The sequence below is a fragment of the Vibrio sp. Y176 genome (assembly GCF_033438945.1).
The window spans coordinates 713,282-732,302 of the sequence record NZ_JAWOQS010000002.1; the positions used below are offsets into that span (position 1 = coordinate 713,282).

17 protein-coding genes are annotated in these 19,021 nt (G+C 46.6%); 13 read left to right on the top strand and 4 right to left on the bottom strand.

Translation table 11 applies throughout. From position 1 onward, the window contains the following. Positions 1-35: 35 nt before the first annotated feature. The gene (locus R7O13_RS07350) at positions 36-1,052 is read left to right on the top strand and encodes a nuclear transport factor 2 family protein (protein WP_005374772.1); all 1,017 of its coding nucleotides are present in this window, start codon (positions 36-38) and stop codon (positions 1,050-1,052) included. A gap of 177 nt (positions 1,053-1,229) precedes the next feature. Continuing rightward, positions 1,230-2,315, top strand: a complete 1,086-nt coding sequence (locus R7O13_RS07355) for a porin (RefSeq protein WP_039974032.1) — start codon at positions 1,230-1,232, stop codon at positions 2,313-2,315. A gap of 63 nt (positions 2,316-2,378) precedes the next feature. Here R7O13_RS07355 and R7O13_RS07360 read toward each other — a convergent pair whose 3' ends face one another. The 4 genes from R7O13_RS07360 to hisD form a co-directional block, all read right to left on the bottom strand. Further along, positions 2,379-3,098, bottom strand: a complete 720-nt coding sequence (locus R7O13_RS07360; RefSeq protein WP_151515263.1) for an alpha/beta fold hydrolase — start codon at positions 3,096-3,098, stop codon at positions 2,379-2,381. Between the two features lies 1 nt (position 3,099). Then, positions 3,100-4,104 (bottom strand): cupin domain-containing protein, encoded by a 1,005-nt coding sequence (locus tag R7O13_RS07365; RefSeq protein ID WP_151515262.1) that lies wholly within the window; start codon positions 4,102-4,104, stop codon positions 3,100-3,102. Between the two features lie 83 nt (positions 4,105-4,187). Next, positions 4,188-4,922: an SDR family NAD(P)-dependent oxidoreductase gene (locus R7O13_RS07370; protein ID WP_151515261.1), complete on the bottom strand. Its 735-nt coding sequence runs from the start codon at positions 4,920-4,922 to the stop codon at positions 4,188-4,190. 1 nt (position 4,923) lies between these two features. Continuing rightward, positions 4,924-6,216 carry a histidinol dehydrogenase gene (gene hisD / locus R7O13_RS07375; RefSeq protein ID WP_225455610.1) on the bottom strand — a complete coding sequence of 431 codons (1,293 nt, stop codon included), beginning with the start codon at positions 6,214-6,216 and terminating at the stop codon, positions 4,924-4,926. A 289-nt stretch (positions 6,217-6,505) separates the two neighbouring features. Here hisD and R7O13_RS07380 point away from each other — a divergent pair, with 289 nt between their 5' ends. The 11 genes from R7O13_RS07380 to R7O13_RS07430 all read left to right on the top strand — a co-directional run bounded on the left by R7O13_RS07380 (position 6,506) and on the right by R7O13_RS07430 (position 18,979). After that, positions 6,506-7,255, top strand: coding sequence for an HpcH/HpaI aldolase family protein (locus R7O13_RS07380; protein WP_053307977.1), 750 nt, complete (start codon positions 6,506-6,508; stop codon positions 7,253-7,255). A 150-nt stretch (positions 7,256-7,405) separates the two neighbouring features. Next, positions 7,406-8,362, top strand: coding sequence for a LacI family DNA-binding transcriptional regulator (locus tag R7O13_RS07385; protein WP_025768661.1), 957 nt, complete (start codon positions 7,406-7,408; stop codon positions 8,360-8,362). A gap of 267 nt (positions 8,363-8,629) precedes the next feature. Then, positions 8,630-9,625 carry a TRAP transporter substrate-binding protein gene (locus R7O13_RS07390; RefSeq protein WP_318303429.1) on the top strand — a complete coding sequence of 332 codons (996 nt, stop codon included), beginning with the start codon at positions 8,630-8,632 and terminating at the stop codon, positions 9,623-9,625. A 58-nt stretch (positions 9,626-9,683) separates the two neighbouring features. Beyond that, complete coding sequence (locus R7O13_RS07395) at positions 9,684-10,247, top strand: TRAP transporter small permease (RefSeq protein ID WP_025768663.1); 564 nt, start codon at positions 9,684-9,686, stop codon at positions 10,245-10,247. Then, positions 10,244-11,524, top strand: a complete 1,281-nt coding sequence (locus tag R7O13_RS07400) for a TRAP transporter large permease (RefSeq protein ID WP_047102426.1) — start codon at positions 10,244-10,246, stop codon at positions 11,522-11,524. The genes R7O13_RS07395 and R7O13_RS07400 overlap by 4 nt, the downstream gene beginning before the upstream one ends. A 513-nt stretch (positions 11,525-12,037) precedes the next feature. Next, complete coding sequence (locus R7O13_RS07405) at positions 12,038-13,012, top strand: ester cyclase (protein WP_054574863.1); 975 nt, start codon at positions 12,038-12,040, stop codon at positions 13,010-13,012. A gap of 49 nt (positions 13,013-13,061) precedes the next feature. Next, the gene (locus R7O13_RS07410; RefSeq protein WP_213962297.1) at positions 13,062-14,057 is read left to right on the top strand and encodes an ester cyclase; all 996 of its coding nucleotides are present in this window, start codon (positions 13,062-13,064) and stop codon (positions 14,055-14,057) included. After that, positions 14,050-15,783, top strand: coding sequence for a sodium:solute symporter family transporter (locus tag R7O13_RS07415; RefSeq protein ID WP_085569427.1), 1,734 nt, complete (start codon positions 14,050-14,052; stop codon positions 15,781-15,783). Before R7O13_RS07410 ends, R7O13_RS07415 begins: the two co-directional genes overlap by 8 nt. Before the next feature lie 217 nt (positions 15,784-16,000). After that, positions 16,001-17,008: a LacI family DNA-binding transcriptional regulator gene (locus R7O13_RS07420; RefSeq protein ID WP_318303430.1), complete on the top strand. Its 1,008-nt coding sequence runs from the start codon at positions 16,001-16,003 to the stop codon at positions 17,006-17,008. Between the two features lie 145 nt (positions 17,009-17,153). Next, positions 17,154-17,798 (top strand): recombinase family protein, encoded by a 645-nt coding sequence (locus R7O13_RS07425; RefSeq protein WP_017634492.1) that lies wholly within the window; start codon positions 17,154-17,156, stop codon positions 17,796-17,798. Next, positions 17,795-18,979, top strand: a complete 1,185-nt coding sequence (locus R7O13_RS07430; RefSeq protein WP_137282972.1) for a multidrug effflux MFS transporter — start codon at positions 17,795-17,797, stop codon at positions 18,977-18,979. Before R7O13_RS07425 ends, R7O13_RS07430 begins: the two co-directional genes overlap by 4 nt. Positions 18,980-19,021 lie beyond the last annotated feature (42 nt).

Below are 19,021 nucleotides of genomic sequence, written 5' to 3' on the forward strand. Positions count from 1 at the left end.
CAAAGCCGACTCGACAGCAAATAAGAGAGTTTATTATGTCTAAATATCAAGAAGCGAAACGCGTTGTACGTGAATACTTCAGCGCAATGGAAAACGCAACTCACGAGAACGTGGCAGAAGTACTAAAAGCACACACTTCAGAAGATTACCTATGGCGTGGTGTTTACCCATTCCGTGAGCAACAAGGCGCTCAAGCAGCGGCTGACGTTTTCTGGGCTCCTTTGATGAAATCAATGACTCGCATGCAGCGTCGTCAAGACATCTTCATCGGTGGTGAGAACGAAGTAACATCAGGTGAAATCTGGGTAATGAGCATGGGTCACTTCATGGGTCTATTCGACGCTGAATACCTAGGCATGCGCCCAACTGGCAAAATCATGAACATCCGCTACGCAGAATTTAACTGTGTTGAAAACGGCAAGATCACTAAGACTGGCCTATTCCTAGACCTTCTAGGTGCAATGGACCAAGCGGGTTGTTACCCACTACCACCATCAACAGGTAAGCACTTCGTATACCCTGGTCCTCGTAACCACGATGGTCTACTGTTCGAAGACGCAGCACCAGAAGAAGGCGTAGCAACACTAGCACTAGTGAACAAGATGGTTGATGACCTATCTGCACTAAACGACAGTGGCGCTATGGGTTGCCCACCAGAAGTTCTTGAGAAGAGCTGGTCTAAAGACATGATCTGGTACGGTCCATGTGGTATCGGTGCGTCTTACACAATTCCTCGTTACCAACAGCAGCACCAATTGCCGTTCCGTAACAACCTGAAAGACAAGAAGTTTAATGGCCACGTATGTCGTTTCGCAGAAGGTAACTTCTCTTGTTTCTTCGGCTGGCCAAACCTATCTAACACGCCAATCGGTGGTTTCCTAGGTATGACAGGTGGTGAAGTACGTGCAGACATGCAAGTGGTTGACGTTTACTACCGTGATGGCGACAAGCTATCTGAGAACTGGGTACTGATCGACCTTCCTTACTGGCTAAAACAGCAAGGTCTAGACGTGTTCGAGCGTACTCAACAGATCCTAAACCCTTCTCTATAAGAAGTCCTAGGGGCGGATTGTCAAACCGCCTTTATGTTGCCTGAATCCCCTCTCGGTTCAGGCGACATGCTCCCAACTCGTGCCTCAAGGATGGGGCACAACCTCAAGATAGAACCCTTATTCACAACGGGCATGAACGCACGGTGGCTTTCTGCGCCCTGAATAATGAGATTGATGATGAAAAAGTCGACCCTTTCTGCAGTGATTTTAGCAGCGCTTACTTCTAGCTCAGCCTTTGCTGCACACACTTTTGTTAATGACGCTGGTGACAGCTTAACCATCGATGGCCGTTTCGATCTTCGCTACCAAGACCGTGGCGGTGATGACAACGGCGAATGGAATAGCGGCAGCTCACGTTTCGGTTTGAAAGGCCAAATGGGTCTGGATAACGGCTGGACTGGTTTCGGTCACGCGGAATGGGGCTACAACTCTGGCGCGAACGGCGACAACATTTACGACCGCTTGCTATACGCAGGTGTTGATCACGAAAAATACGGCAAGATTGCTGCGGGTACTAAGCAGTGGTCTACCTTCTACGACGTAGCATGGTACACCGATTTAGGTCGTGTATTCGGTACTCGTGGCTCAGGTGTTTACAACCTAGCTGACTGGGGTATCGCATCAGGTGCAGGTCGTGCAGAAAACTCAATTACGTACCGTAATTCAATTAATGACAAAGTGAGCTACGGCTTTACTTACCAAACCACGCGTGAAGATGTTGCTCTAGCAAGCAATGCGACAGCCTCACTGAAAAACGGCATGGGTGCGTCTATCACTTACAAACCCGTTGATGGCGTAACACTTGGTGCGGCTTACCATCAAAATGAAGTTGCGGATCTAGACGCAAGCGTGGTTGGCGTAGAAAACGGCGACAACATGCGCATCATGCTATTGGGCGCAAACTACAGCAACGGTGGCTTCTACGCGGGTGCGACTTTCCACGTTGGCGAAAACTGGGAAGCGGTAAGCCAAGGCGGTACGGACGTAATGTTCGATACCCTAGGTGGCGAAATCTACACTTACTACCACTTCGACAACGGCCTACGCCCAACGTTGAACTACAACTACATGGAAGATCGCGGTGACGAGACACAAGGTTATGAGCGTAACTTGCTGATCCCTGGTCTTGAATACCACTTCCAGAAGAACAAATTCCTAGTTTGGACTGAATACCAGTTCGACCTAGGTAAAGATCAGTACGATGGCAGCAAATTCGAAAACCGTGATGATCAATTCGCGGCAGGTATTCGCTACTACTTCTGATAATACTCATCGCTCACCACCTATACCCAAGTAGCCTTAAGGTGGTGAGTGATGAAGTTCTTATCAACACAAAGCAAAGTTATCTTGAAGCCAAGTAGTCATCACTTCACTAATAATTAAAGGCTGCTCAAGCGTAGATAGATGCCCACACTCAGGGATAACATGAAGCGTGACGTTTGGGATGCATCTCTCCATGAGCAGATGATTGTCTAGCGGACAAAGCTTATCTTCTTTACCTGTTATCACCAACGTAGGAGCTTGAATGTCCGCCAATAAAGGTCGAGCATCCGGGCGAGTTGCTAACGCTTTAGCATGTGCTTCAAATGCCTCCAAACCTACATTGACCGCCATGCCTTCTATACGCTCAGTTAACGCTTTGTCTTGCAAACGGCTTGGATGAATCAGCACAGGCATCAGAGTGTCAGGCGTAATGCGTTCAAACTCACCATTTAATGCCTGATTAACCAGTGCATCACGCTTTTGTGTCACCTCTGGCTTTTCATCTGCTGCATTGGTATCCATGAGGATCAAGCCTTTGACTCTGTTTGGCGCTTGACGGTACACCTCAAAGGCAAGAATCCCACCCATTGATAAGCCACCCAAGACAAACTCCTGCGGTGCGTCTTGCAACACTCTCTGCGCCAGCTGTTCCATTGACGGCAATGAAGCCAGCGTCGGGCATGAAGGCTCAACCCAACTTGGCAACGCTCGGTTAATATCCTCAAACAATGTGCCATCACAAAGTAGTCCGGGTAGCCAAACTAACGAGGTGGGTTGCGTCATTTTATTCTCCTGCAAGCGGCTTTGGTTGATCAGACCCAAGAATACAATACGTCAAACTATTACCACGCAAGTTCGTCAGTGAATAAGACGCACCTTCTGGAACATTCAACACATCACCGCGCGTTAAAACAACACTCGCTTGTTCGCCTTGATGCGTGAGGACCACTTCAGTATCGCCATCAAAGTTGATAAGTACTTGTTTTTCTTCTCGGCAGTGTTGAGGAATCGAGCCACCTTCAGAAAGCTCATAAGCCATGATGCTCACTTCATCTTCACTCTTTACTTGGAAGTCATAGCTCGCCAAAGGGTGACCCGTTAAGGCGTATTGTTTCACGTTGCTTCCGCTGAAATCGCCTTTGATTTCACGATAATCTTTTTGCAGAGCGACAAATGGCATCATCTCTTCTGCGGTGTAGGTATCGAAGGTCGCGAGCTCTTCTTCGGTAAGCAGCGGCATCAATTCTGATTCTTGTGGCACCGGGTCGCCATTAATGGTGTCCACGAGTGTGCCATCGGCTTTGAGGTATAAACCATAACCTTGACTGTCTTTAATAACGTTTGGATGCCAAATAACGCCGCCACCTGAATCGTCGCCGCCAAGTACCGAGAACATAAAGCCGTAATCGCGGCCAACCACTTCAAATCCACGGAAGAGATTGGTTGGAATCGAGATGACGTCACCGTGAGACAACACCGCCTCATGCTCTCCATCGTTCCCCCAATAAAAACGGAACTGACCTTTGAACACCAAGAAAAGCTCAGCGGTGCGATGAGAATGTAACGAATTTTTGATGCCCGGCGGTTGGCCTGCAGCACCAATATTAAAGCCCGCCGTATCGCGAATATGAACATGCTGACGACTGCTCTCTGCCACCCCTGCACCGATAATACAAAAGTTATCTTTGAGATCACTGCCTGGCGTGCGCGCATCAATAAACGCACTCGTACCCGGAATCAGTTCCATGTAGCGGACCAGGTTATTATTCATTTTAGATTGTAGAGTCATTGTAAATCCTTGTTGTCCTTGTTTGGACCTAGCCTTTGAATTGTTAGTTACAAGCCTAAAGTTAGTTACAGACCGAAAGTGTGTTACAGACCTAAAGGTCGCCCACCATCAACCGCGATGGTATTGCCTGTCGAGAAGGTCAAAACTTCTGCTGCGGCGTACACGGCTTGAGCGACTTCTTCATCATTGGCTAAACGCTTAAGCGGTGTGGATTGTTCTTGTTGATTACGCCATGCGTCATCCAAGCCTTTGACAAACTCAGTGTCGACAAGCCCTGGAGCAACAGCCAAAACGCGAACCTCGGGAGACAGAGCGCGAGCTAAAGAACGGGTCATGTTCTCCGCGGCAGATTTACTTGCACAGTAAGCAATGTTGCTCCCCATCGCAGTCTGTGCCGCGATAGAAGTAATGTTCACCACACAACCATTGGCTTGCTTAAGCCAAGGCTCAAACGCTCGAACCATGGCAAAAGGCGCACGGACGTTCACTTGGAAAATTTGGTCAAACAGTTGATCATCTAAGCTTTGCAAATCAGAGTGCGCGACGAATTTCGTCATCCCCGCACAGTTGACCAACAGATCCAGCTTGTCGCTTATTTCACTGACTTGATGTTTAAGCTGTTCAATCGCACTAGAATCTGCCACGTTCAGTTTGAATGCTAGATGCTCGTTACGTGGCAGCGAAGAAAGCACATCCTCGGCCGCTTTCTGATTACTGTTGTAAGTCAGAATTACGCGATATCCAGATTGAGCCAGCTTGCGACAAATGGCGGCACCCAGTCCGCCACTGCCGCCTGTGACTAAGGCAAGTTTCGACATATTACGCCTCTTCTACTTTGCCTTTGTAACGGCGCACACGAATATCCGCTTGCTCTTTGTGGCCAGCAAAACCTTCGAGTGCACACAAGCGAGAGCAGTACTCACCGACTTTTAGCGACGCAGCTTCCGTTACACGCTGGTAAGTACAGGTCTTGATAAATTTACCTACCCAAAGACCACCGGTGTATCGCGCCGCTTTCTTCGTTGGCAGTGTATGGTTGGTACCAATACATTTATCGCCGTAAGAAACGTTGGTTTCACGACCTAGGAACAAGGCACCGTAGTTGGTCATGTTATCTAGGAAGTATTTAGGATCTTCGGTCATAACTTGAACGTGTTCAGACGCAATATCGTCTGCCACTTCCACCATTTCTTCGTAGCTATCACACACAATCACTTGTCCGTAATCTGCCCACGCTTTACCCGCGACTTCAGCCGTTGGAAGAATGGTTAACTGACGTTCAATTTCTTTGATGGTCTGTTGCGCAAATGTTTCGCTATTGGTCAACAATACAGCGGGAGAGTTGTAACCATGCTCAGCCTGACCAAGCAAGTCTGCCGCTGCCAATTCCGGGTCACAGCCTTTCTCATCAGCAATGACCAAGGTTTCCGTTGGCCCTGCAAACAAATCGATACCAACGCGACCAAACAACTGACGTTTTGCCTCTGCCACAAATGCGTTACCCGGCCCTACAATCATATCGACTGGCGCAATAGTCTCTGTACCAAGAGCCATTGCACCTACCGCCTGAACACCACCGAAGCAGTAGATTTCATCCGCACCCGCCATTGCCATCGCAGCGACAATCGCGACGTTCGGCTGGCCGTTAAACGGAGGCGCACAAGCAATAACACGTTTTACGCCCGCGACTTTCGCCGTCAGTACACTCATGTGAGCGGATGCAACCAATGGGTATTTTCCACCAGGGATGTAACAACCCACGCTGTTTACTGGAATATTTTTATGCCCCAGTACCACACCAGGCATGGTTTCTACTTCGACGTCTTTCATTGAGTCACGTTGAATTTGAGCAAAGTTTCGAACTTGTTGCTGAGCGAACTCGATATCATGACGAGTCGATTCATCAAGCGCATCCACACAGGCTTGGATTTGCTCTTCTGACAGGCGGAATTGCTCCGGCGACCAGTTATCAAACTTTTCAGACAACTCACGTACAGCGCTATCACCTTTCGATTCAATATCAGCAAGAATGTTTTCAACAATCTGACGCACTTTTGCGTCGTTTGATGCTGATGCTTCTTCAGTGATTCCGTTTTTTAAAATGCGTGCCATTGGGTTTCTCCTTGAACATTGAGGCTGACGAACGGTTATTTTTATGCTTTTGGATACGAATGCAAAATCAGATTAAACACTTAATTAACATTTGACAAGTTAAGTCAACAAACCACAAAAACACTCCTTAAGCCTTTGTATTTATTAGTTTAAACAAATAAAAGCAAGTAATAAGGACCTTAATTAAGTTTAATTTTTAATCAAAAATGAGTTTTAGATCACATCATTTTTACTCATCATTTACATTTCCACATGTTAGTTTTTGCATACCTTTGCAAAGGAGAGAATCATGAGCAATTTTAAACAACGTCTGAATCAAGAAACGATATTAGGTACATTTGTTAAAACCCCTCACCCTCACATTATCGAAGTATTGGCACTGGCAGAGTTGCCTTTTGTGGTACTGGATGCAGAGCACGCACCTTTCGATCGCTCCTCGCTTGATCTGTGCATCATGGCGGCCAGAGCGAATGACCTCGCGTGCGTGGTACGAGTACAAGACAGCGCCCCTTCAACCATTTTGAACGCGCTTGACTGTGGCGCGGCGGGTGTACAAATTCCCCATGTTTGTACTGCTGAGCAAGCGACGCAACTGGCGAAAATCTGCCATTACGGAGAAGGTGGCCGAGGGTATGCTGGTTCCAGTCGAGCAGCGCAATACGCCACTAAGCCCATGGTTGAACACTTAAAAGACAGCCGTGCGAATACGATTGTCATTGCACAAATTGAAGACCCTCAAGGGGTTGAAAATGTTGAAGCGATTGCCAATGTTGAAGGAATTGATGCGCTCTTCATTGGCCAAGTTGATCTCACTGTCGCTTATGGTGCTGATAGCGTTCATGATGAGAAAGTCGCACAAGCAAGTATGCGAGTAATCGAAGCGGCCAGAGCCGCCAATAAACCTGTTGGCATGTTTGTCGCGACGGCTCAACAAGCTCGGGAATGGCGTGAACTCGGCGTTAGCTTCTTTTGTGTTGGCTCTGAACACAAAATGATCATTGATGGCTTCAAGCAAGAGAGAAATGTGATGAATTCTTGAGTTTTCTCTGATATTTACGCCTTATCAATGTAATGCTCTAGACACAGAAATCCCCTAGCCCATACACTCAGCACGTATGAGAAGGTTCAATGGCCTTAAATAAGGAGTATCACCATTAAAGCGAAAGTAACTTCGATCGACGTCGCGAAGATGCTCGGCGTCTCTCAATCGACGGTATCTAGAGCATTCAGCCCGACTGCGAGTATTAGCGAGAAGAAACGCAAAATGGTGATGGATGCCGCAGCTAAGCTCGGATACACACCGAATGCCATCGCCCGAGGTCTGATTTCGAATCGTTCAGGCTTAGTGGCGATTGCGTTAGATAGCGAATCAAACCCAATGTACGACATGCAATCTCGTGCTTTGGCTGTCGAAATTCAAAAGCGAGGCGGACAAGTTGTGCTTTGCCCTATCGACAAGGACGACCTCGATCTCGCCATTTCACGCGCCATTGAATACCAAGTGGACGGACTCGTTATCGCCACCAGCCGTTTAACCTCACGCGCGTTTGCCCAATGCGAAAAGTTTGGCGTTCATTTAAGCTTGATTAACCGCTACGCCGAGGGTATTAATGCCAATAGCTCTGGTATTGATAACCGATTGGCGGGCCAACAAGCAGCCGAGTATTTAACGCAGAAAGGCGCAAAACAGTGTGCTTATATCAGTGGCGATGCTGGCTCCATGACCAGTGAAGAGCGTTGGCTGGGTTTCTCTTCAAAATTGCAAGAACTCGGCTCCCCGTCACCAACCTTTATCCAAGCCAAGTACAGCTTTGAAGCAGGCTTAGAAGCGGCGAAAGCGATCTTGTCGCACACTAGCAAACCCGATGCAATTTTTTGTGCAAACGACATCCTCGCCATGGGTGTGATGGATGGCTTGCGACAAGCCGGAGCAAAGATCCCCCAAGACTTCTCTGTGATGGGTGTAGATAACATTCCGATGTCTGCATGGCCGAGCTATGATTTGACCACCATTGCTCAACCAGTCGACAAAATTGTTAAACGAGCGGTTGAAGATTTGATGAATCGAATCAACGGCAACCTGGATGCAACTGGCGAATACCTTTTCGAGCAAGGCACCTTGATCGAACGTAGTAGCACCATTTAATAAATCCATTTTTATTCATTCTTCATAAACAAAATGCCTTGCTTTCGAGTAAGGCATTTTCTGTGATCACGATTAAATTTTCACCAATCGTTATTTAATTCCTCATCAATTCATCAATCTTGTTATTGACTTGTTACTTTAATGTTTTATTTTGGATTCGTATGCAAAATGGATATGAATTGCTCAACTAATTTATAAAAACATAAAAAGTTGTGTGACTTGCCGACGAATGCCAATGGCAGGTCATACCAGAAAAAAGGAAGAACGATGAAGAAAGTAATCCTTACTTCACTTACCGCACTGGGGCTTGCATTTAGCAGTATGAATACGTTTGCAACCAGTGTTATTCGTCTTGCTCATGACAGTCAAGAAACCTCTCCCGTACACAAAGCAATGCTCTATTTCGAACAAGAAGTGGAAGCTCGCTCAAACGGTGAGATAGAAGTTGAAATCTATCCGGCGAGACAACTAGGCGATGTGCGTGAGACGACTGAACTCGTACAGCAAGGCAACTTACAAATGACGTTTGGTGCGTCAGTTTTACTCTCTCCCTACGTCCCAGAGTTTAACGTGCTCGACGTGTTCTACCTTTTTGATAGCGAAGAGCAAGCACACAAAGCGCTCGACAGTGAGAAGATCGGACAACCATTGTTGAATGCTATGGAATCAAAAGGCTTTCATGGACTTGGCTTTATGGAGGTCGGCTTTCGTAGCGTGACCAACAACAAACAGCCAATTGATAGTATTGAGGACCTGGAAGGGCTAAAGATTCGCTCGGCATCTAACCCCACTCAAATAAGCGCGTGGAAATCTATTGGTACTGCGCCAACACCTCTGTCTTGGGGAGAAATTTTCACCTCGTTACAACAAGGCCTGATTAACGCTCAAGAAAGTGCTATCTACTCTATTTATGCCGAACGTTTTTACGAGGCACAAAAGTACCTCTCTTTAACTAACCATATATACACCAACTACGTGTTGTTCATGAACAAATCGTTTTGGGATTCACTGCCGGCCGCACAACAAGCGCTGATCAGTGAAGTAAGCAAAGAAACCATCGCAAAACAGCGTGAGCTCGCCGCGCAGCAAAACCAAGAAGTAATCAAAGAGCTCGAAGCAAAAGGCATGACGGTTAACATCGTCCCAGACGAGGTACGCAGCATCATGAAAGAGAAAATGAATGCGGCCGTGTACCAGGACTTGCGCAGTAAAACGGGTAAAGACTTGTTTGACAACGTGATGGCCGAGATAGAACGCCTATAACTCCCACTCTTTTGCACGATCTGGCAACAGGTCGTGCTTTCTCGTTTTGGAGGTGAACATGAAGTGGTTTCGCTTACTAGACAAATACCTAGAACCAACCCTTATCGTTATCGCGATCTCAACGATGACAACTTTACTGTGCTTGCAAATCGCCCTACGCCTGTTCGATGCAACGATCGCGTGGGCTGAAGAGCTGGCTCGTTATTTATTCGTATGGGCGATGTACCTGAGCATCAGCTACTGTATCCGAGATGATCGACACATCCGCATTCGTGTGTTCATCGATAAACTTCCGGGCAATTGGACGCAATTCAGTTTGATTGTCTCTGATCTTATCTACCTTGCCTTTAGTGCCACTGTCGCCTGGTTTGGATTTAAGGTTATAAACCGCAGCCTGCAACTCGGTCAGATTGCACCCGCAATGGAAATTCCTATTGCGTGTTTGTATGCCTCTGTTTTAGTTTGCGCACTATTAAGCTGCGCGCGCCTAGTGACAAGCATTTATCAACGTGTGAACGCGTGCTCCACCAGCAATGAACGAGTTCGCTTTTCTCGACAACGCTATCGCCATATCAAAGCAAAGTACCGTACTTCTAACCGACTATTGGAGTTTAACGCATGACGTCTGCACTTTTGTTTGGCAGCTTTGGTCTGCTTCTGCTCATTGGCGTTCCGGTCGGTATTGCTCTGGCGGCAGCCAGTATGGTCGCGATACTCAGTCTGCCGTTTCTTAACATCGAGTTTTTAGTCCAAGGAATGGTAACAGGGCTCGACTCTTTCCCTCTCCTCGCCGTCGTTCTTTTTACCTTAGCAGGTAACCTTATGAGCCAAGGAGGGATCTCAAAACGATTATTGCATGTGGCGGAGGTCTTCTTTGGCCACTTTACTGGCGGGCTTGGCATCGTGGCCATTGTGGCGTGTATGTTCTTCGCTTCCATCTCTGGTACAGGGTCTGCCACTGTTGCCGCTATCGGCCTGACGATGATTCCCTCGATGGTGAAGAAAGGCTACGACCGCAGCTTTGCAGGTGCTTTAATCGCTTCCTCCGGCGGAATTGGCGTCATTATTCCACCCTCTGTGGTGATGATCGTCTACGCGATCACAGCTGAAGTATCGGTAACTAAGATGTTCATGGCGGGCATCATTCCTGGCTTGGTCGTCGGTATGGTATTGATCGGCTATTGTCTAATTGTCTCAAAAATGCGGGGCTACACAGGTAACGAGCGCAAAGCGACCTGGGCAGAGCGTCTTGCTGCGCTAAAAGAAGCCAGCTGGGCAATGCTACTCCCCGTTATCATTCTCGGTGGTATCTATTCTGGTATCTTCACGCCTACCGAATCAGCCGCCATCGGAGTTCTCTATGGCTTATTCTTTGGCATGTTTGTTTATAAAGAGCTCAAACCTGCGCAAGTGGTGAAAATCATTCTAGAGTCGTCACTGTTAGTTGGCGCAGTACTCGTCATTGTGGGTGCGTCCGTGACGTTTGGCCGCATATTGACCCTAGAACGTCTACCGACCGAGATTGCCCAGTTCATTCTATCGATTACCGAAAACAAACTGCTGATACTGCTTTGCATCAATGTTCTGTTGTTGCTTGTTGGTACCTTTATGGAAACGCTGGCGGCCATTGTTATTCTCACGCCAATTCTGCTACCCATAACGTCAGCACTCGGCATGGACCCCGTTCATTTTGGTATCGTGATGATCGTGAACTTGGCCATTGGCTTTGTTACGCCTCCTCTGGGAGCCAACCTGTTTATGGCAAGTCAGGTAGGCAAAGTACCGATAGAGTCGCTCTCTAAAGCCATCATGGGTTGGATTGGTGCAATGATAGTGGCGTTGATGTTGATTACCTTCATCCCTGCCATCTCGCTATCGTTGCCTGCGCTTTTATCCTGATAGTTACACTCAAAGAACGCTTATGACTGTTATAGCCACTAGATAAACACCTTTCTAGTGGCTTATTCGTTATTTACTTCCGATTTAATAAAAAAGCCTTTAAGCATTCGTATGCAAAAGGAAAATTTGAAAGATATAAGGATAATTGACACCAAAATAGCTGAATATTAGCGATAAAGTCTATTTGGGTGCCTTGATCTGCATGATTATCAGTTTTGGCTTAATCATTTGTTTCCATTCAAACAGATAAAAATAAATTAAGCGATTAAAAAACAATAAGATATTAGGAAATTCATACAAAAAACTTTGACCTCCTTTCTTATTAACACGTCTCGATAAGAGATAGCTTCCATCTCTCCTGTACTTTTTTAGTTTATTTTCCGCTCAATTGTTAAAAATCTGATCATCAGCACGCTATTTAAACAATCGAAAAACAATCCGTTGACAAAATGGCAACATGATATATTTTGAATACGTAATCAAAACATAATTATTCAATTACGGAGGTGATTTATGGCCATGGTTGGCTTCGATGAAAAGTGGCGTGATTTTCCCGACTACATTCTTGGTATCACAAAAGAGATTTGGGAAGACCGAGGTTTAAACACCTTAGAACACTACTACTCTCCCGACATTGTTGTGCGTACTCCACTCTCTATCGTTCAAGGAAACGAAGGGGTGATCAGTGCAACAATGGCGACACTGGCCGAGTTTCCCGATCGCACGCTATATGGCGAAGACGTCATTTGGTCAGGCACCCCAGAGCAAGGCATGCTTTCTTCTCATCGAATCATCTCTACTGCAACACACAGTGGCAACGGCTTCTACGGGCAAGCCTCGAACCGCAAACTTCGTTTCCGTATTATCGCAGATTGCCACGCTATTAATAACCAAATCAATGACGAATGGTTGGTTCGCGATCAAGCCGATATCGCGAAACAACTGGGTATGACGTCAGAAGAGTTTGCACGCCAACAAATCGAATTTGAAGGTGGCGTGGAATCAAGCCCATTTCCGTTCACACCTGAAGTCGACATTCCTGGACCTTATTTGGGCGTAGGCAACGACAACGAATATGGTCAGCGCTATGAAGCAATTCTCAGAAGCCTTATGAATGCCGAGTTCTCTATAGTACCGAAAGAGTACGACCGCGCTTGCATCGGCGAATACACTGGCGGTCAAAATGCCCTATCACACTCGGAAGTCGATCATTTTTGGATGGCACTTCGTGCGTCTTTCCCAAATGCTCAATTTACCGTTCACCATCGTATTGGCCGGGATGACGACATGATGTCACCACGCGCTGCAATTCGATGGTCTTTGCACGGTAAGCATGAGGGATATGGGATGTTTGGTAAGCCTTCAGGAAAAGAGGTTTACATCATGGGGATCAGCCACGCTGAGTTTGGCCCTTGGGGTCTTCGTCGCGAATTCACTTTGTTTGACGAGACCGCAATCTGGAAGCAAATCCTGCTACAACAAGGCTAACGGCTGACTAAACACTATTTATTAAAATCACAGACAGTAAGGAAGCAACATGTCACTCAACATCATCGAACAGTTCTACCAGAACTACTTCAAAGCCGCAGACATCGAGCAAAAACAGGCCGCTCTGCAAGCTTTGAACCCTGACGTAAAATGGTGCGTGGCGCACCCTGTGAACGATCTTAATGGCCCAGATGCAACCCACGAATCTTTCCTCTCACCACTTGTTAATGCTTTGCCTGACGCCGAGCGCCGACCAATAATTGTGATGCACGGCGAATACGAAGGCCGCACTTGGTACAACTCTACCGGCTACTTTATCGGTACATTTGAACAACCACTATTTGGCATACCAGCAACAGGGAAAACACTCTACTTGCGTTACACCGAAATGGTGTGTGTGGAGAACGACCAAATCACCGAATCTTACATGATCCCAGACTTCATCGACGCGATGAATCAAGCAGGCTGCAACCCTCTTCGTAAAAGCTTAGGTCACGATGGCTTGGTTCCTTCTCCTGCAACTTCTAACGGTATTCAACAATCTGTTGTGTCTTTGGAAGAAAGTGAAAAGAGCGCCCAGCTGGTTGAAGATATGCTGTCTTGCTTGGGTCGTTTTGATGGCAAAGATCTTTTCTCGATGGATTTAGAAAACTACTGGCACAATGACTTCATGTGGTACGGCCCAGCAGGTATTGGCACGACGCGCGGTGTCAAAGGTTTCCGTAACCACCACCAAGCGCCATTTGTGTTTGCGTTCCCAGATCGAAGTGTCGATATTGAGGTCAATTTTTTGGCCAAAAATGACTACGTATCCACAGGTGGTTGGCCACATATGCATGGTACTCACACTGGTCACAGTGGCTGGCTCGGTCTCGCCCCGACAGGAAAACACATCGAACTTCGCGTTATGGACATTTGGCGACGCGAAGGCGATTTACTGAAGGAAAACTGGGTGGCGATCGACATCGTTCATATCCTGCTGCAACTTGGCTATGACGTGTTTGCACAAATGAAAGAACAGTTAGAAGGACCTAATTATGCATGAGTTTGGCGCACTTAACTGGAGCATCCTTGGTGGATACATAGCCCTAACGCTAGTATTGGGTGCGGTGATTGGTAAGCGAGTAACTTCAGCTAGCCAATTCGCTTTGGGTGATAAGAGCATCCCTTGGTGGGCGATCGGTATTTCTGTCGTTTGTACTTACGTGAGTGCCATGTCTTTCCTTGGTGGGCCAGCTTGGTCTTACAAAGAAGGCCTGTCGGTTATCGCGATTCACCTCAATTATCCGCTGGTGATCTTCTTCATCGTGGCTGTGTTTATGCCGTTTTTCTACAACAACGGTTTAACCTCCATCTACGAGTATCAAGAACGACGCTTCGGTAAGGCTTCACGACTGACTTTGTCGTTTATCTTCCTTATCAAACAAGCATTGAGCTCGGCAGCCGTACTCTACGCGACAGCAATGATTTTAGAGTTCATTACTGGTATCGACGTGATGTACTGCATCATGATCGTCACTGCAATTGCCCTTATCTACACCGTAATGGGCGGTATCGCGGCTGTCATTTGGACCGATGTGATTCAAGCAGTAATCTTATTTATTGGCGCATTCATCATCATTGAAGCCGTTTGGAATGGCATGCCTGCTCCAATGACGGAGGTCATGGCAGAACTCAAAGCAAAAGGAATGACCGATGCCCTACAGACAAGTTTTAACCTAAGCCAAGTAACGACGGTATGGGCTGGCGTTATCGCAATGACGATGTTCCACACCACCGTGTATGGCGGTAACCAGATGATGGTACAACGTTGTATGGCCGCTAAAAGCATGGGCGATGCGAAAAAGGCAATGTTGATGATGGGCTACGTGGCCTTCTTTATTTACTTTGTCTTTATCTTGCTTGGCGTACTGTTCAACGCTTATTACGACGGTAAAGAGTTTGAAAACGGCAACACCATCATTCTTCATTATGCGAGTGAATATGGAATGCCAGGCTTGATGGGCATCATTGCCGCTGCGATTCTGGCGGCAAGTATGTCGAGTCTCGATTCCGCCTTTAACTCAATGGCGACCGTTTCTGTGGCTGACTTTTACAAACGCTTCTACAAGCAAAACGAGTCGGAAGAGCATTACTTAAAGGTATCGCGTTTCTTCACGGTGGCGTGGGCGATTTTGGTCATCATTCCAGCGATCATGTTTGCCACCAGTACAGGCTCGGTACTGGAAGTGCTGAGTAAGGCAGGCTCTTACTTTGTCGGTGCGAGCTTCTGTATGTTCGTCCTTGGTTTCTACTCAAAACACATTACGGAAAAAGGCTTGTTAATTGGCGTTGCTGCTAGCTTCTTGGTGATTTGGTATGTAGCCGTTGCGACCGATATTGCGTGGCCTTGGTATTGCGTGATTGGCGTCCTTGTGAATGCCGTTGTCGCTTACATTGCTAGCCTTCTCCTGACGGGTAAACAAGATGAAATGCATCTTTACACAGTGAAAGGCCAGCAAGCGGAATATGCTCGTCTAAATAAACCAATCAAGGAAGATGGGTGGTATGTCGTTCCCGGTAAAATCGACGCCCCGTGTTATGGCCTACTTGTTATGTTTGTGTTCTCTCTCGTGATGCTTTGGGGGATCAACGCGTTTACCGACAACGCTCCTATGCTGATTAACTTTATGCGTGGCTGCTCTATTCTTGTCGCTACCGCTTGCATCGGATACATGGGGTATTCACTCCTCTCCCCGAAACGTAAAGTTGCAGTCAAACAAGCAAATTAATGTTCTTTACGTAGATACTGTACGTCCAACAAACGGACAGTATCTACGCACTAAATCTAGTGCTAGCTCAAAGCAAACCAAATGGGTTAACCCACATTTTGCTTTTTAACACTCCAAAGCCATTATTCTACTTAGGATACCCCGTCAGAACATTTATGAATACGTACCTATTTATGCTAGTCTTATGACCTCAATTACTGGCAACTAAGTTTTATTCATGAAATCAATTAAACACGTAGTCACATCAAAAGATGTGGCAAAGATGGCAGGCGTCTCTCAATCTACTGTATCGCGCGTGTTTGTTCCGGGTAGCTCAGTATCCGAAAAGACCAAGCAAAAAGTCTTTGAAGCGGCTAAAGCCCTTAACTACCGCCCTAACGCCTTTGCACGTAGCCTGACCACAAACGAATCGAAATTGATAGGTTTGGTGTTTCCTGATGCGGATTACCCTATCCATATGAAAACACTGCAATTAATTTCCAGTGAGTTACAGAAAAAAGGTTATTCTGCCGTATTGATTCCATGGCAAGTGGATGAAGAAGAGGGCCACTCAATCCCAAATATCTTCCAGTATCGCGTCGATGGTGTCATTGCTGCTTCCGCAACCTTCAATAAGTCCCTTTATGAAGAATGTGAAGAGTTTAATATCCCAATTGTTCAATACGCACGAGTTGTTGAAGGTACTAGGAGTAGCTACGTTATCAGTGACAACTACGAAGCAGGCCAACAAGCCGCGCAACTTCTGCACAAAAGTGGCGTGAAGAACGCGGTTTATTTGACGGGAGAAGTGCCAACCTTTACGAATGACGAACGCCAAAGCGGCTTCTGCACTGAATTTGAAGACCTAACCGGCAAGACGCCACGCATCATTGAAGCCAGCTATGACTACGCGAGCTCACTTGATAAAGTCCGTGCCATACTGGCAGACAAAAATCGGCCTGAAGCAGTGTTCTGTGCAACCGATAACCTTGCGATGGCGGTCATGGATATCGCCCGTATAGAATGCGGGTTGAGCATTCCTCAGGACTTACAAGTCATTGGTTTTGATAATATTCCTCAGACAGAATGGTTAAGCTATCAATTAACCACGTTCCGCCAGGATTTCCGTCGCCTCGCTCGCGAGTGCGTGAAGATCATTGTTGATCAAATTAATACGAAAAACGGCAGCCTAGTAAAAATGATGGTGCCAGTGAAGTTAATCGAGCGCCAGACAACAAAAGCTTAAATAGCTATAGCCAGCCATTCGGTTGGCTTTTTTATTTGCCTCTGACTCCCAAACGGCTCATTTAGTGTTGTAAGCATTAATGAACCCATGTATATTTATGAGCCATTACACTATATGAACCAAACAAAAAAGGCTCATAATCCTTATGACCACGTATCTTTACACTCGCTATTCGCCAAAAAATCGAGCTTACCAAGAGCACCTTAATACTCTAAAAGCTTTTGCGCCCGAAGCTCAGCATTTTGAGGATAAGGTTCGTGGTTGCATGCCTCCAACCGAGAGAGAGGCATTCTTACGACTGCTCGATTCCGTCAGAGCTGGGGATACGATTGTGCTCTGGTGGCTGACCGCATTTGGTCGCGACTTTAGTCAAGCATTGAACACGATAAAAATGCTACTCGATAAAGGGGTAACATTGAAAACCGTATGTGAATCAATAACTTTTGAGCCAGGTTCTGTTCAAACTCAAACACTACTCACAGTGTTATCTGGATATGGGAAAGTGCAGACTGAACATCGCCTGTTTGCCGCAGAGCAAGGGCGACAGGCCATTAAAGAGCAGCCAGAATTATGGAAACAGAAGTTTCGCGGCCGCCCCGCAAACAAAACCAAACACCAACAGATCGCAACGTTACTGCTAGAAGGCTACACATTGCAAAACGTAGCAGAGCAATGCGAAGTCAGTCTATCCACTGTGAAGCGGGTCAAAGCAAAGCTAAATGGAGTGGATGACGAAGGCGGCTTAAGCTCACGACGCCAAAAAGGTTGTTTGAATGGAGACCAGTCATGAGTCGCCCAATCAACTTTCATACTATAATACTCGCCTGTCTTATTATTAGCGTTGGCCAGTTGAGCATGGGGCTAGTTATGCCCTCTTTGCCATGGATAGCAAAAGACTTTTCCATCTCCCTCGACCAAGCTCAACTACTTGTGAGTATTTATTTGCTCGGCTTTGGCCCCTCTCAATTTATCTACGGGCCAGTGTCAGATGCTTTAGGACGAAAAAGAGTATTACTTACCGGTTTACTCATCGCGATGTCTGGTCTGCTGATGATTATTTTCTTCAGTGACACATTTACAGGGATGGTGATGGGGCGCTTTTTACAAGGGTTAGGTACAGGATGCTGCGCGGTACTCGCGAGGGCGTCGACTCGAGATAGATTTAGCGGGGATGAACTCCCAGTGGCAATGTCTTACATCGCTATGGCGGCTTCAATCACGCCACTTATTGCACCTGTGATTGGCGGCTTTATCAACTTCCACTTCGGTTGGAGTATGGTGTTTATTTCTCTATTGGGCTATGTCTCGCTGGCCTGGGTAATCATCGCCTTTAAGTTCACAGAAACCATCACAAAACGTTCTGTCATTCCGTCACCCCGAAAAATGTTACTCCAATACAAGAGCTTACTTACGTCTCGTTACTTTATGAGTTTCGCCAGTATCAGTTGGTTAAACTTCAGCTTAATGATTACGACAGTCTCTGTGATGCCATTTATCATGCAAGATCAAATTGGCATGACCTCCGCTCAATACGCGATGTGGGCGCTCATTCCCGCTTTGGGTATGTTATGTGGTACCACGATTTGTAACCGAGTAAGGCCAATTATTGGCAATAAAAAAATGCTGCTTTGCACCCCATTTCTTCACCTTACTGCCGCAATATGGCTATTTTTCTGTCCCGTTGAGCCTCTATTTCTGATGCTAGGACAGCTATTAATGATCTTGGGTAATGGTATTGCCCTACCTTGTGCACAAGCGATGGTAATGCAACCTTATAAAAAGCAAGCAGGTGCCGCAGCCGCAATGTCTGGTGGTGGACAAATGGTCGTCTCCTCATTGGTCAGCTTAACTCTGGTGCAGCTTGGATTGAGTCAAGCATGGCATCTAGCGATCGTTATCGTAATATTTGCATCGCTTACCTTCACCAACATTCAACGTGGCTTCAGTGCAGAGCAACCTTCAGAACGATAACAAAAAACATACTATTGTCCTTATAGTTACGACAAATCGTAT

What these genes read in the sequence shown, in the direction of transcription:
- R7O13_RS07350 (WP_005374772.1), top strand. Translation starts at nt 36, where the DNA reads ATGTCTAAATATCAAGAAGCGAAACGCGTTGTACGTGAATACTTCAGC.
- R7O13_RS07355 (WP_039974032.1), top strand. Translation starts at nt 1,230, where the DNA reads ATGAAAAAGTCGACCCTTTCTGCAGTGATTTTAGCAGCGCTTACTTCT.
- R7O13_RS07360 (WP_151515263.1), bottom strand. Translation starts at nt 3,098, where the DNA reads ATGACGCAACCCACCTCGTTAGTTTGGCTACCCGGACTACTTTGTGAT.
- R7O13_RS07365 (WP_151515262.1), bottom strand. Translation starts at nt 4,104, where the DNA reads ATGACTCTACAATCTAAAATGAATAATAACCTGGTCCGCTACATGGAA.
- R7O13_RS07370 (WP_151515261.1), bottom strand. Translation starts at nt 4,922, where the DNA reads ATGTCGAAACTTGCCTTAGTCACAGGCGGCAGTGGCGGACTGGGTGCC.
- hisD (WP_225455610.1), bottom strand. Translation starts at nt 6,216, where the DNA reads ATGGCACGCATTTTAAAAAACGGAATCACTGAAGAAGCATCAGCATCA.
- R7O13_RS07380 (WP_053307977.1), top strand. Translation starts at nt 6,506, where the DNA reads ATGAGCAATTTTAAACAACGTCTGAATCAAGAAACGATATTAGGTACA.
- R7O13_RS07385 (WP_025768661.1), top strand. Translation starts at nt 7,406, where the DNA reads ATGCTCGGCGTCTCTCAATCGACGGTATCTAGAGCATTCAGCCCGACT.
- R7O13_RS07390 (WP_318303429.1), top strand. Translation starts at nt 8,630, where the DNA reads ATGAAGAAAGTAATCCTTACTTCACTTACCGCACTGGGGCTTGCATTT.
- R7O13_RS07395 (WP_025768663.1), top strand. Translation starts at nt 9,684, where the DNA reads ATGAAGTGGTTTCGCTTACTAGACAAATACCTAGAACCAACCCTTATC.
- R7O13_RS07400 (WP_047102426.1), top strand. Translation starts at nt 10,244, where the DNA reads ATGACGTCTGCACTTTTGTTTGGCAGCTTTGGTCTGCTTCTGCTCATT.
- R7O13_RS07405 (WP_054574863.1), top strand. Translation starts at nt 12,038, where the DNA reads ATGGCCATGGTTGGCTTCGATGAAAAGTGGCGTGATTTTCCCGACTAC.
- R7O13_RS07410 (WP_213962297.1), top strand. Translation starts at nt 13,062, where the DNA reads ATGTCACTCAACATCATCGAACAGTTCTACCAGAACTACTTCAAAGCC.
- R7O13_RS07415 (WP_085569427.1), top strand. Translation starts at nt 14,050, where the DNA reads ATGCATGAGTTTGGCGCACTTAACTGGAGCATCCTTGGTGGATACATA.
- R7O13_RS07420 (WP_318303430.1), top strand. Translation starts at nt 16,001, where the DNA reads ATGAAATCAATTAAACACGTAGTCACATCAAAAGATGTGGCAAAGATG.
- R7O13_RS07425 (WP_017634492.1), top strand. Translation starts at nt 17,154, where the DNA reads ATGACCACGTATCTTTACACTCGCTATTCGCCAAAAAATCGAGCTTAC.
- R7O13_RS07430 (WP_137282972.1), top strand. Translation starts at nt 17,795, where the DNA reads ATGAGTCGCCCAATCAACTTTCATACTATAATACTCGCCTGTCTTATT.